Below are 13,238 nucleotides of genomic sequence, written 5' to 3'. Positions count from 1 at the left end.
CACCTCGCCCGGGGCAAGCCAATCCTTCCTCTGGGATGTTCGTTCAGCGCACGATTGTTCACCAAGCGAGCGCCGGTGATGTCGAGCGGGAGTAGGCTGGCTCGGTGCGAGATCGAGCTGAGGACACCCGGAAGAGCCTCAGCCGAAAGCCTCGACAGGGTGCGATCGTCGCCGTGCTGGCCGTGGCGGGCCTGGCGTCATCCTTCATGTTCACCCTCGTGGTGCCCATCCAGTCGAAGCTCCCCGAGCTCTTGGACGCCAGCCGCGAAGACACCGCCTGGGTGGTGACAGCGACCCTCCTCGCCGCCGCGATCAGCACCCCCGTGGCGGGGCGCTTGGGCGACATGTACGGCAAGCGCCGCATCGTGCTGGTGCTCCTCACCCTGCTCGTGATCGGTTCGGTCATCGCCGCGCTCTCGCCGGGGATCGTGGGGGTGATCGTCGGGCGCGCCCTGCAGGGAGCGGTGACCGGTGTCGTCCCGCTCGGCATCTCGATCCTCCGCGACGTGCTCCACGAGAACCGCGTCGACACCGCCATCGCGCTCATCAGCGCGACGCTCGGCGTCGGCGGCGCGCTCGGCCTGCCGATCAGCGCGCTCATCACCGAGCGCAGCGACTGGCACGTCCTGTTCTGGATGTCGGCGGGCCTCGGCGTCGTCGTCTTCGTCCTGGTGCTGTGGATCGTGCCGGTGAGCACGCTGCGCACCGCCGGGCGCTTCGACTACGTCGGCGCAGCGGGCATGTCGATCGGACTCCTGGGCGTGCTGCTGGCGATCTCCCGCGGCAACGAGTGGGGCTGGGGTTCCCCGGCCGTCCTCGCGCTCGGTCTCGGGGGGCTTGCCATCCTGGTGGCGTGGGGCTGGTACGAGCTGCGGATCAGCGAGCCGCTCCTCGACCTGCGGGTCGCCGCGCGCCGCCCGGTGCTGCTGACCAACATCGCCTCGATCGCGATGGGCTTCTCGCTGTTCGCCTCCAACGTGGTCTACCCGCAGATGCTCGAGCTTCCCGTCGCCACCGGCGGCTTCGGCCTCTCGCTCATCGCCGCGAGCCTCGTGGTCATGCCGGCCGGTCTGATGATGATGCTCCTCTCGCCGTTCTCCGGGCGCTTGGCCCGCCTCTTCGGCCCGCGGCTGCTGCTCATCCTCGGCGCCTTCGCCCTCATCGTCGCCTACGGCTACACGCTGCTGTTCTCCCGCGAGGTGTGGGAGATCCTCGTCGCGAACATCCTCATCGGGGTCGGGATCGGCTTCGGGTACGCTGCGATGCCCATGCTCATCATGCGCTCGGTGCCGCAGTCCGAGACGGGCGCCTCGAACGGCCTCAACGCCCTCTTCCGCTCGCTCGGCACGAGCACCGCCGCCGCCGTCATCGGGGTGGTGCTCGCCACCTACGTCACGCCGTACCAGGGCGTCGACGTGCCGACCGGCGCGGCCTTCCAGATGTCCTTCATCCTCGGCGGGGCGGCAGCGGTGATCGCGCTCGTCGTCGCCCTCTTCATCCCGCGTCGCCACGACGCCCGCGAACGGCACCCCGCGCTGCCCGAGCACGAGCGCGTCACCCGCTGAAACGAGTACCAACCGCCGGGGCGAGGACGTTTCTCACTCGGATGTACGCGGCTCAGCCGGGTTTCCTCGCGGCGGCGAAATGGCCTGCGCGGCCGCGCCCCGCGGGCGTATCGTCATCGCATGGACAGCGACGACCGCGACCGGGCACCGGAGCAGGTGCCGGTCGGACCCCCGACGGGCGCCACAGCCGCCGGCACGACCGAGAGACCGTTCGGGCGGGGCGAGGGCGACCACGACACCCGGTTCTTCGGCCAGCCGTGGGCGCTCGCCCACGTGTTCGGCGTGGAGATGTGGGAGCGGTTCAGCTTCTACGGCATGCAGGGCATCTTGCTCATCTACCTCTACTACTCCACGACGCAGGGGGGCCTCGGCCTTCCCGAGACCGTCGCGGCGGGCATCGTCGGCGCCTACGGCGGATCGGTCTACCTCTCCACGATCCTCGGCGCCTGGATCGCCGACCGCATCCTCGGCTCGGAGCGGGTGCTGTTCTACAGCGCCATCGTCATCATGGCGGGGCACATCGCCCTGGCCCTTCTCCCGGGGTTCCTCGGAGTCACCGTCGGCCTCATCCTCGTCGCGCTCGGATCGGGCGGACTGAAAGCCAACGCCACCTCGGTGGTGGGCACCCTGTACACCGCCGATGACCCGCGCCGCGACGCCGGGTTCTCGCTGTTCTACCTCGGCATCAATCTCGGCGCCTTCTTCGGTCCGCTCCTCACCGGTCTGCTCCAGACCACGATGGGGTTCCACTGGGGCTTCGGTCTCGCCGCGGTCGGCATGGCGCTGGGGCTCATCCAATACTCCTTCGGCCGCAAGCAGCTCCCACCCGAGGCGAGCATCGTGCCGAACCCGCTCCCGCGCCACCGGTACGGCCTCTTCCTCGGCATCGGCGCCGCCGGGCTCGGCCTGATCGTCGCGATGGTCCTCCTCGGCGTCATCACCGTCGACAACCTCTCGCTGGTCGTCATCGTGGTGACCCTCGCCGCGACGATCGCCTACTTCTTCGTCATCCTCTCCAGCCGCCGCATCACCTCGACCGAGCGCTCACGCGTCTGGGGATTCCTGCCGCTGTTCATCACCAGCGTCGCGTTCTGGTCGCTGTACCAGCAGCAGTTCACCGTGGTGACGATCTACTCCGACCAGAAGCTGAACCGCGACATCTTCGGCTGGACGATGCCGGTGTCATGGGTGCAGTCGATCAACCCGATCTTCATCATCATCCTCTCGGGCGTCTTCGCGACCCTGTGGCTCAAGCTCGGCACCCGCCAGCCGTCGACGCCGGTGAAGTTCGCGATCGGCACGATGATCATGGGGGTCGCCTTCCTGCTCTTCCTGCCGTTCGCCGGCGGCGGGCCGAATTCCACTCCGCTCCTCGCGCTCGTGGGCATCCTGTTCGTCTTCACCGTCGCCGAGCTGCTGGTCTCCCCCGTCGGCCTGTCGGTGACCACCAAGCTCGCCCCCGAGATGTTCCACACCCAGATGGTGGCGCTGTTCTTCCTCTCGGTCGCGCTCGGCACCTCCATCTCGGGCTGGCTCGCCCAGTTCTTCGACGTGGACAACGAAGGTCCGTACTTCGCCATCCTCGGCGGGCTGGCGATCATCGTGGGCGTCGGGCTGCTGGTGTCGGTCAAGCCCGTGCTGGCGCTGATGAAGGGCGTGAAGTAGCGGATGACGCCGAGCGGGCGTCATCCGGACCTCGCCGGCCAGGTGGTGGTCGTGACCGGCGCCGCGGGCGGGCAGGGCGCAGCTGAGGCGCTGGTTCTCGCGAGCGCGGGAGCGCGGGTGATCGCGACGGATGTCGCCGACACCGCTCCGGCACTCGAGGGCTCGGAGGCGACCTACCGGACGCTCGACGTCGCCGACGAGAGCGCCTGGGGTGCGCTCGCGGCCGAGCTCGCCGGCGGCCCACCCGTGCGGGGCCTCGTCAACAACGCCGGCATCACCCATCGCGCGCGTCTCGGCGAGGTGGCCCGCGCCGACTGGGACCGCGTGCTCGCGGTGAACGTGACCGGAGCGATGCTCGGCATCCAGGCGCTCGCGCCTCTCATGGTGCGCGGATCGTCGATCGTGAACGTCGGCTCGATCGCGGCCGTGAGCGGGCACTACCCCGTCGCCTACACGACGTCGAAGTGGGCCCTCCGCGGCCTCACGCATGCCGCGGCGACCGAGCTCGGGCCGCGTGGGATCCGCGTCAACGCCGTGCATCCCGGGTTCATCGAGACGCCGATGACGGCGAGCGCGCCCGCCGCGATGCGCGAGGCGCAGCTCGCTCTCACGCCGCTCGAACGCACCGGTGAGGCCGAGGAGGTCGCCGAGATGGTGGCGTTCCTGCTGTCGGATGCCGCGGCCTACGTCACAGGCGCGGAGATCCCGGTCGACGGCGGGTTCGCGTCGTCGGCGGGCGCGAAGGTGCTCTCGGATCGGCTGCGGGACTCCTGAGCCCCGGTCAGTGCCCGGAGCCGAGGCCGCCGCTCAGGCGATCATGGAACTGCGTGGTGGCGGCGTTCATACCCTCGAACATCACGGCTTTGCCCAGGCGGGTGTACTTGGTCTGGATGGCGTCGAGCGCTGCGACCGTCGAGGCATCCCACACGTGCGAACGCGACATGTCGATCGTCACGGTGTCGGGATCGCGGGAGTATTCGAACTGCGTCGTGAGGTCGTTGCTCGAGGCGAAGAAGAGCTCGCCGTCGACGGTGTACCGCACCGTCCCCGCAGCTTCGTCGACCTCTCGGGTCACCGTCACGAAGTGTGCGACGCGCCGGGCGAAGAGAACCATCGCCGCAATGACCCCAGCCCCCACCCCGATGGCGAGGTTGTGCGTCCAGACGGTGATCGCGACCGTCACGACCATCACGAGCGTCTCGCTCTTCGGCATGCGCCTGAGCGTCGACAGGCGCACACTGTGCCAGTCGAAGGTGGCCACCGAGACGACGATCATCACCGCCACGAGTGCCGCCATGGGGATGACGGCGACCACATCACCGAGGACCAGGACCAGCACCAGGAGGAAGACCCCGGCGAGGAAGGTGGAGATGCGCGTCCGCGCACCGGAGGCCTTGACGTTGATCATCGTCTGCCCGATCATCGCGCAGCCGCCCATCCCGCCGAAGATGCCGGAGAGGATGTTCGCGCCGCCCTGACCGAAGGCTTCGCGGGTCTTGCGGGAGTGGGTGTCGGTGATGTCGTCGACGAGCTTCGCCGTCATCAGCGATTCGAGAAGTCCTACGACCGCCATCGCCACCGCGTAGGGCGCGATGATCCAGAGGGTCTCGAGGGTGAACGGGACGTTCGGGATGAGGAGCTGCGGCAGCGACTCCGGCAGGTCGCCCTGATCGCCGACCGTGGGCACGGCGACGCCGAAGCTGAGGACGACAGCGGTCAGCACCACGATCGCGACCAGCGGCGAGGGCACGACCTTGGTGAACCGCGGCAGCAGGTACATGATGATTAGCCCCGCGGCGACGAGCGGCCAGACCAGCCAAGGGATGTCGACGCCGAACAGCTGCGGGAACTGGGCGGTGAAGATGAGGATGGCGAGGGCGTTGACGAATCCGACCATGACGCTGCGCGGGATGAATCTCATCAGCTTCGCCACCCCCAGCGCGGCGAACACGACCTGAATCAATCCGCCCAGGATCACGGTGGCGATGAGGTAGTCGACGCCGTACTCTCGCGCGACCGGCGCGATGACGAGGGCGATCGCGCCGGTGGCCGCGGTGATCATCGCCGGGCGACCACCGAGGAACGCGATCGCCACCGCCATCACGAACGACGAGAACAGCCCGAGACGGGGGTCCACGCCGGCGATGATGGAGAACGCAATAGCCTCGGGGATCAGCGCGATGGCCACGACGAGCCCCGCCAGCACCTCGCGGGTGAGGATCCGGGGGCTGCGCAGCGCTTGGCCTACGGTGGGTTCGATCCGATACCGAGCTCGAGGGTCCTCACGGGGCACGACAGCGGTCACGGAGCTCCTTCGGGGCGGCGGGGTCCGGCGACCCGGACCGGGCAACCCTAACGTAACGTGAGGTTTGGAGGGAAATCGGCGCGATGGCGGACGACGGGACGATGCAGATCGGTGAGCTCGCCGAGCGGACCGGCCTTTCGCTGCGCACCCTGCGCCACTACGACGACATCGGACTGCTCACGCCCTCGGGGCGAAGCGAGGGCGGATTCCGTCTCTATACGACAGACGACGAGTCCCGACTGCTGCTGATCCGTCGCATGAAGCCGCTGGGGTACAGCCTGGAACAGATGGGTGAGCTCCTGACGGTCATCGACGGCCTCGAGAGGGATGCGACCGATGCAGACCTGCGCGGCAGGCTCGCCGAGATGACCGCCGAGGCGGTCGAGCGCCGCGACCGCCTCGCCCAGCAGCTCACGGCAGCCGAAGAGTTCGTCGCCCAGCTGCAGGCCCGCCACGACGACGTCGGGCACTCCTGACAGGATGGCGGGGTGCTCACCACCCTCGCCGTCGCCGGGTACCGGTCGCTGCGCGACCTGGTGCTGCCGCTGGACGCGCTGACGGTCATCACCGGTCCGAACGGGTCGGGCAAGTCCAACCTGTACCGGGCGATGCGCCTCCTTGCGCAGTCCGCCACGGGGTCGCTCATCGCGGCGGTCGCCCGCGAGGGCGGACTTCCTTCCCTGCTGTGGGCCGGCCCCGAGTCGGGGGGCACCCAGGGCACCGTGCGGCGCGAACCGATCGCGGTGAAGCTCGGGTATGCCTCGGACGAGCTCGGCTTCCTCGTCGACCTCGGCATCCCGCAGGCCGATCCGCAGAACCTCTTCAGCCGCGACCCCGAGATCAAGCGCGAGCAGGTCTTCGCGGGGCCGGTTGCGAAGCCCGCCGCACTGCTCATCGACCGCAAGGGTGCGGCCACGCGCGTGCGCGAGGATTCCTGGACGGCCCTCGCCCAGCCTCTCGCGCCGTGGGAGAGCATCGTCACCGACCTCGCCGACGGCGACACCGGGCCCGAGCTCCTGACGCTCCGACGCACCCTCGCCGGCTGGCGGTTCTACGACCACTTCCGCGTCGACGCCGACGCCCCCGCCCGAGCGCCCCAGATCGGCACGCGCTCGCACACCCTGGCGCACGGCGGCGAGAACCTCGCGGCGGTCTGGGCGACCATCCGCGATGCCGGCTTCGGTGCGGATCTCGATGGCGCCGTCGCACGCGCCTTCCCGGGCGCCCGGGTGCAGATCGACGCGGCGGACGGTCGATTCGCCCTGACGATGCGGCAGCCGGGACTCCTCCGTCCCCTCGCGGCCGGCGAGCTCTCGGACGGCACGCTGCGATACCTGCTGCTGTGCGCGGCGCTCCTCCCCGCGCGACCGGCGCCCCTCCTCGTGCTGAACGAGCCGGAGGCGAGCCTGCACCCCGACCTGCTCGATCCCCTCGCCGAACTCATCGCCGCGGCATCCGCTCAGTCCCAGGTGATCGTCGTCACCCACGCCGAACGTCTGGCCGGAGCGCTCGAGCGATCGGGTGCGCTCACCCATCGACTGGAGAGCGGGACCGGCGGCACGCAGGTCGCGGGGCAGGGAGTGCTCGACCGGCCGGCCTGGAACTGGGGCTCGCGATAGTGCCCGTTGCCGCCGGTCAGAGGGTGAGCGTCTCCATCTCGATGTCGTCGAAGCCCATCGCGATGAAGAACGACAGCACCGCCAGCACGAGGCAGACCGGCGTCATCGTGAACCGCTCCGGCCTCGAACGCGACAGCGCGTTCATCACGATCCCGAGCGCGAAGTAGCCGAAGACGACCCACATGCCCACCTCCGACACGACGCGCGGAAGGAGGTCGACCGCGCCGACCCGACTCCAGGCGATGAGCACGATCACGGCATAGATCAGGATCGACACCACGCTCCCGATACGCAGCCGGGTCGGCAGGACGCGGTGCTGCCCGCCCCAGGCGAAGTGGCCGAGCGGGGCGCCGGCGGCGAGGGCCAGCTGGAAGGCGCCGAGCAGGACGAGCAGGACGGTGAGAGCGACGGCGAAGGGCACGCCCTCACGCTAGCGGGGCACGCATGCTCACCGCAGTCAATGCACGACGACGACCTTCAGCAGCGCCATGACGGCGCCGAACGCGGCTGTCATCGCTGATCCGGCGAGACTGCGCGGCACCGAGGCGCCGCGTCGTCGGAACGCGATCCACCCGAGCGCGGCCAGCAGCACGGTGCCCGAGAGGAGAGCCGCCCAGATCGCGAGTTGGTCGTCCACCAGACGCGCCGTGCCGAGCAGAAGGATTGCACAGGGGATCAGCGCGGACACGAGCAGCCCGTTGGACTGCCGCACCGCGCGGCGGAAGGCGACCGACAGCGGGCGCGCATCGCGCCCGAAGCCGTGACCGGCGACCGTACCGGCGTAGACGTGAGCGCCCCAGAAGACGACGACGGTGCTGACGACGACCACGAAGACGCTGAGACTCGTGGGATCCCCCGCGCCGCTCATGACGATCATCCCCGACACCAGGATCACCCCGTACACCGACTGCTCCGTCACGAAGCTCGAGGTCAGGGCGGCGAGGGGAGTGAGCTCCGGACGGGGATCCTCAGGAATGGATGCCATCGATTGCCTCCTCAGATCACGCGGGTCAGAACCCATCCGATCAGAACCAGGCGAACGGCACCAGGGCGGTCAGCACGGCGGCGACGGTGAAGATCGACATACCGAATCCGATGAGGATCCACTGGATGCGACGGCGCTTGACCACCGCGGCGACACCGAGGAGGAACAGGGTGATCGCCATCAGCACGGTGTTCAGCTGCAGCCGGTCACCGAGGGTGTTGTACTCCTCCGCACTCTCGAAGAGCGCCGTGCTGCGGTCATCCTCTTCGGCCCAGGCACCGAAGCGGGCGGCGAAGTACTCCTCCGACTCGAACGGCCCGACGTAATCGCCGGTGGCGGTGGTCTCCTCGTCGGACCAGGTGATGGCCGCATCGAAGATCTCATCGACGAGCACGAACTGGAGGGTGTCGAACTTCGCACTCGCGGCGTCGGCGATCACGGGGTCGGGGTTGTCCATGTCGACCGACAGTTCGGTGAGCCGACCCCAGGTCTGGACGTCCTGCACGTAGGTCTGGTTCGCCTCGAGGTACAGCGACTCGGCCTCGGTCTGTGTGTTCTGCGCCTGCGAGTACGACGACGCGGTGAGACCGTCGTACAGCGTCGACTGGAACGAGGTGTAGGCGGTGGACACCGAGACGATGCCGAGAAGGATGACGACGAGCAGCTCCATGTCGCCGAAGAGGCCGGACAGGCGCGGCGGCTCGGCGGCCGAGGACGCGGGGGCGGGCGCGGGGGCAGGGGCAGGGGCAGGGGCAGGGGCGGTCATCGTGTCAGAAACTCCGAAAGTCCTTCGAGGAGGCGATCGACGTCGTCGTCGCTCGTGTACGCGGCGACCCCGATGCGCATGCCGGCTTCGACCGGGAGGCGGAGCGCCCGGAAGGTCTCCCAGGCATAGAAGCTCCCCGACGGGGCGAGGATGTCGCGCTCGGCGAGAAAGCTCGACGCCGCCGACGCGACCCGGTCACCGAGGGTGACGTAGAGCGTCGGCGTGCGTCGGTCCGCGCGCGAATGCACCTCGAGGCCGAGCTCGGCGACGCGGGTCTCGATGCGTTCGCGCAGCGCCGTCTCGTGCCGCTCGATCAGGTGGTGCGCGGCGACGAGGCGCTCGCGGCGAGACGAGGCGGGCGGCGCGATCCCGGCGATCACGTCGACCGCGGCGGTGACGCCGGCGAGGGTCTCGTAGGGCAGGGTGCCGAGCTCGAAGCGCTCGGGCACCTGGTCGGTCGAGGGGACGAGTTTGTCGGGGTGCAGGGTCTCCAGCAGCGCCGGATCGGAGACGAGGACCGCACAGTGCGGACCGAAGAACTTGTACGGCGAGCACACGAAGAAGTCCGCGCCGAGGGCGGTGACATCGACCGATGCGTGAGCGGCGTAGTGCACACCGTCGACGTGGACGAGAGCCCCCACGGCGTGGGCGCGGGCCGCGATGCGAGCGACGGGCGGGATGGTGCCGAGGAGATTGGATGCCGCGGTGACCGCGACCAGCCGGGTGCGGTCGTTGACGATCTCGTCGAGACCCGAGAGGTCGAGCTCGGCCGTGGCCGGATCCAGCGACAGCCACCGCACGCTCACGCCGCGTGCCTCGGCCGCCTGCACCCAGGGGCGGACGTTGGCGTCGTGGTCGAGCTCGGACACGACGATCTCGTCACCCTCCGCCCACGAGGCGGCGAGGGTCCGGGAGAGGTCGTAGGTGAGCTGCGTGGCGCTCCGTCCGTAGACCACACCGCGCGGGTCGGCGGCCAGCAGATCGGCCGCCGCCAGACGGAACGCGGCGACCGCGTCATCCGCGTTCCGTTCGCTGCGCACCGACGAGCCGCGATTGGACAGGGGCGCGGTCAGCGTGCGCGCGATCGCCTCGGCGACCGCGAGGGGCGTCTGGGTGCCGCCGGGGCCGTCGAAGTGCGCGATGCCGGAGGCGAGGGAGGGGAACTGCGCACGGAACCCCTCGATGTCGAAGCTCATGGAGCCACTATGGCTCAGCGGGCCGAGGTCACCTCCGCGGCGCGCAGCTGCTCGAGCGCCTTGCGCGCGCCGCGCACGGCGATCGCGGTGCTCATCAAAGTCGGGTTGACGGTGTTCGCCGTCGGGATCAGCCCGTTGCCACCCACCACGAGGTTGTCGAACCCCCAGACACGCGACCAGGGATCGGCGACCGACGTGCCGTCATCGGACTCGCCCATCCGCATCGTCCCCATGTAGTGCAGGCTCGATCCGGCCGGAAGCAGCCGCGGTTCGGCGACGAAGTGTCCCAGTGCGTTCCCGGCGCGACGAAGGCGTTCGGTCGCCGCGGCGATCTCGCGCTCCTCGTCGTCGGTGAGCGCGTACTCGATGGTCATGTTCGGAAACCCGCGCCAGTCGAGCTCATCGTCGACGAAGCGCACTCCGTCGTCGACGCGCGGGCGCTTGCGCAGTCCGTAGCCCATGTTCACGTAGCCCCACTCGTTCTCGGCGTAGGGGGTGCCCGGCTCCATGAGGAAGGGCGTGGTCTCGGAATACATCACCTGCAGCGAGAAGGGGTGATCGGGCTCGGAGAACGGGATGCGGTTGACCGCGGCAACGGGGTCGACGGGGTTGACCGCGCGGCGTGCCTTCTCTTCGGCGAGGTCGGACTCGTCGGCGAAGCGCCGCATCTTCTCGGCATCGAGGGCGACCGTGGAGATCACGACGGGATGCTCGGTGAGATACCGACCGAGCGCCTGCGGACGGATGCCCGACGCCCACAGCAGCTGCGGCGAGCGGAACGCGTCGGCGGCGACGACGACGAGGTCGGCGTCGACCGTGGAGCGCTCCCCGGTGCGGAGATCCTCGATGGACACACCGGTGGCGCGCGTGCCGTCGTGCTCGATCCGGCGGACGAGGGTGAGGTCGCGCAGCTCGAAGCGGTCGGCGAGCGGATGACCCGGTTCGACGAGCGGGCCGAGGACGACGTCGGCTCCCGCCCACCGCATCGTGCCGTCGGGCTGCGGGTCGCCCGCGACCGGGAGGGTGCTCGGACCGAACCCGTCGGGCAGCTCGGCGCCGAACTCCTCGTCGAGGAGCGAGCGGATCGCCTCACCCACCCGCGAGTCGGCGAATGCGGCGCTCTGCACGTGCAGCAGGCGGCCGGCCTCGGTGATGAGCTCCTCCCACTCGACGTCGTCGATGAATCCGACCCGCTCGCTGAACTGCGGCGCCGGCGTCGCACACGTCCAGTGCGCTCCCTGACCGCCGACGTTCGTCGAGGCGGCCACGGCTCCGAAGGTCGGCGCATGTGCGGAGCCCGGACCGCCGAAGTCGAGCAGGTGCGTGCCCTGACGGGCGGTGAACATGCCCTCGACGACCACCGACTCGGGGATCCCGAGCTGCGAGCGGAAGTCACCGGCCTGCGGACCCTGCGACATCTCCCGCGCCCGCGCCTTGGCATCGGGATCGGCGATGTTGCGGATGCTCTGGCCGGGAGGGTCGGTGAGGGTGGGCCCTGCCTCGAACATGACGACGCGCGTGTCAGGGGCGCCCTCGAGGATGGTGCGCGCGTAGGCGCTGCCGATCGGGCCGCTGCCCACGATGGCGATGGTGCGGGTGTCGGACATGGTGACTCCTGGTTCGAGTGAGCGGGTTCAGGGTGTGGCGACGCGATCTGCGTCGACGGTGATGTCGGCAGGCGCCTCGTCGGAGAGCCTGCCGCCGGGAAGGAGGAGCGCGGCGATGATGCCGAGGGCGTAGACGACGGCGAGGGCGAGGAAGACGGGGGCCAGCACGTCGCGGTAGATCGCCGCGACTTCGGTCTGGACGGCGAGGGAGGATTCGCGCACGACCTGCGGAGTGAGCCCGTTCGGATCGATCATGGAGGGCAGGCGTGCGGCGACGCCGAAACCGACCACGCCGCCGATGACGGCGGTCGCCACCGTCGAGCCGACTTGACGGACGAGGTTGATCGTCGCGGTGATGCTGCCGGTCTCGCTGCGCGGCGTGGCCGACTGCACGACGGCGATCACGAGGCTCATGAAGCTGCCGGTGCCGAGACCGACCACCGCCATGACCACCATCGGCACCCAGAGGGGGAGCCCGACCGGCAGCAGCGACATGATGAACAGTCCGACGGCGCCCAGGGTCGTGCCGATGATCGGGTAGGGCCGGTAGCGTCCCGTGCGGCTGGCGAGCCACCCGGTGCCGAGGTTGGCCACCAGCATCCCGAACACCGTGGCGATCGGAACGAGCCCCGACACGGTCGCGGTGGTGCCGTAGGCCATCTGGAAGTACGTCGGAAGGTAGGCCGTCACCGAGAACAGGCCGATCCCGATGATCCCCGACAGGGCGATCCCCGCTGCGACGGTGCGGTTGCGGAACGCGCGCAGCGGTACGAACGGCTCGGCGACCCGGGCCTCCACGACGAAGAACGCGGTGAAGGCCACCCCGGCGATCGCGAAGGCGATGAGCACCGGAACGGATGCCGCGGGGTCGCCGACCCAGCTCACGGCGAGCACCAGGGCGACCATCGCCGCGGTGAAGAGCACCGCTCCCGGGACGTCGAAGCTGCGCCTTCCCGAGGGTTCGACGTGCGGCACCGCGAAGAGGGCGAGCACCAGGGCGACAAGGCCCACGGGCACATTGACCCAGAACACCCACGGCCATCCCCAGAAATCGGTGATGAGACCGCCGAAGAGGGGCCCGAGCACGATGGCGACCGGGAAGGCGGCGCCGATGATCGCGAGGTACCGAGGCCTCTCGCGCGGAGTGGTGACGTAGGCGACGATTGTCTGCGACATCAGCTGCAGCCCGGCCGAGCTCGCGCCCTGCAGCACGCGCGCGATGACGAGCTGGGTCATGTCCTGGGCGAAGCCGCACGCGAGCGACGCGACGATGAAGACGACGAGCGACGTCAAGAAGACCGCCCGCGGCCCCAGGATGTCGCCGAGCTTGCCGAGGACGGGAAGCAGCACGGTCGCGGCGAGGGTGTAGCCGACGACCACCCAGCTCATGTGCTCCAGAGCACCCAGGTCGCCGGCGACCGTGGCGAGCGATGTCGCGACGACCGTGTGATCGAGGGCGCCGAGGAAGGCGGCGGTGAGAAGGGAGAAGACGAGCAGGCGGAGCCTGGCGCGGGAGAGCGGCATATTCGA

Annotated in this window: 12 protein-coding genes; 5 read left to right on the top strand and 7 right to left on the bottom strand. The window is 69.7% G+C overall.

Features of this window, described 5'->3' with window-relative positions; translation table 11 throughout:
• Window positions 1-104: 104 nt before the first annotated feature.
• The 3 genes from FBY40_RS04140 (at window position 105) to FBY40_RS04130 (ending at window position 4,004) form a co-directional block, all read left to right on the top strand.
• The gene (locus tag FBY40_RS04140; RefSeq protein ID WP_268815528.1) at window positions 105-1,565 is read left to right on the top strand and encodes an MFS transporter; all 1,461 of its coding nucleotides are present in this window, start codon (window positions 105-107) and stop codon (window positions 1,563-1,565) included.
• 120 nt (window positions 1,566-1,685) lie between these two features.
• Window positions 1,686-3,230 carry a peptide MFS transporter gene (locus tag FBY40_RS04135; protein ID WP_141936637.1) on the top strand — a complete coding sequence of 515 codons (1,545 nt, stop codon included), beginning with the start codon at window positions 1,686-1,688 and terminating at the stop codon, window positions 3,228-3,230.
• Between the two features lie 3 nt (window positions 3,231-3,233).
• Window positions 3,234-4,004 (top strand): SDR family NAD(P)-dependent oxidoreductase, encoded by a 771-nt coding sequence (locus FBY40_RS04130; RefSeq protein WP_141936635.1) that lies wholly within the window; start codon window positions 3,234-3,236, stop codon window positions 4,002-4,004.
• Window positions 4,005-4,011: 7 nt separating this feature from the next.
• Here the strand turns inward: FBY40_RS04130 and FBY40_RS04125 are convergent, their stop codons facing one another.
• On the bottom strand, window positions 4,012-5,535 hold the full coding sequence (locus FBY40_RS04125) for a SulP family inorganic anion transporter (RefSeq protein ID WP_141936632.1): 1,524 nt from the start codon (window positions 5,533-5,535) through the stop codon (window positions 4,012-4,014).
• 83 nt (window positions 5,536-5,618) lie between these two features.
• On the opposite strand from FBY40_RS04125, the gene FBY40_RS04120 reads away from it, so the two are divergent.
• Complete coding sequence (locus FBY40_RS04120) at window positions 5,619-6,011, top strand: MerR family transcriptional regulator (protein WP_141936630.1); 393 nt, start codon at window positions 5,619-5,621, stop codon at window positions 6,009-6,011.
• A gap of 12 nt (window positions 6,012-6,023) precedes the next feature.
• Entirely contained in the window at window positions 6,024-7,154 is a 1,131-nt protein-coding gene (locus tag FBY40_RS04115) for an AAA family ATPase (protein WP_141936628.1), read from the top strand.
• Window positions 7,155-7,170: 16 nt separating this feature from the next.
• On the opposite strand, the gene FBY40_RS04110 is transcribed toward FBY40_RS04115, so the two are convergent.
• The 6 genes from FBY40_RS04110 to FBY40_RS04085 are packed head-to-tail and all read right to left on the bottom strand — an operon-like array spanning window position 7,171 to window position 13,232.
• Window positions 7,171-7,575 (bottom strand): hypothetical protein, encoded by a 405-nt coding sequence (locus FBY40_RS04110; RefSeq protein ID WP_141936626.1) that lies wholly within the window; start codon window positions 7,573-7,575, stop codon window positions 7,171-7,173.
• Between the two features lie 36 nt (window positions 7,576-7,611).
• Window positions 7,612-8,139: a hypothetical protein gene (locus tag FBY40_RS04105; RefSeq protein WP_141936624.1), complete on the bottom strand. Its 528-nt coding sequence runs from the start codon at window positions 8,137-8,139 to the stop codon at window positions 7,612-7,614.
• A gap of 40 nt (window positions 8,140-8,179) precedes the next feature.
• Window positions 8,180-8,905, bottom strand: a complete 726-nt coding sequence (locus FBY40_RS04100) for a hypothetical protein (RefSeq protein ID WP_141936623.1) — start codon at window positions 8,903-8,905, stop codon at window positions 8,180-8,182.
• Window positions 8,902-10,101, bottom strand: a complete 1,200-nt coding sequence (locus FBY40_RS04095) for a cysteine desulfurase-like protein (RefSeq protein ID WP_141936621.1) — start codon at window positions 10,099-10,101, stop codon at window positions 8,902-8,904. Before FBY40_RS04095 ends, FBY40_RS04100 begins: the two co-directional genes overlap by 4 nt.
• A 14-nt stretch (window positions 10,102-10,115) precedes the next feature.
• Window positions 10,116-11,708 carry a GMC oxidoreductase gene (locus FBY40_RS04090; RefSeq protein WP_141936619.1) on the bottom strand — a complete coding sequence of 531 codons (1,593 nt, stop codon included), beginning with the start codon at window positions 11,706-11,708 and terminating at the stop codon, window positions 10,116-10,118.
• 27 nt (window positions 11,709-11,735) lie between these two features.
• Window positions 11,736-13,232: an MDR family MFS transporter gene (locus FBY40_RS04085; RefSeq protein ID WP_141936617.1), complete on the bottom strand. Its 1,497-nt coding sequence runs from the start codon at window positions 13,230-13,232 to the stop codon at window positions 11,736-11,738.
• Window positions 13,233-13,238: the final 6 nt, after the last annotated feature.

Source organism: Microbacterium sp. SLBN-154 (genome assembly GCF_006715565.1).
Lineage (GTDB): Bacteria > Actinomycetota > Actinomycetes > Actinomycetales > Microbacteriaceae > Microbacterium.
The sequence above is the reverse complement of the archived record's forward strand: the minus strand, read 5'-3'. Positions and strand labels throughout refer to the sequence as shown.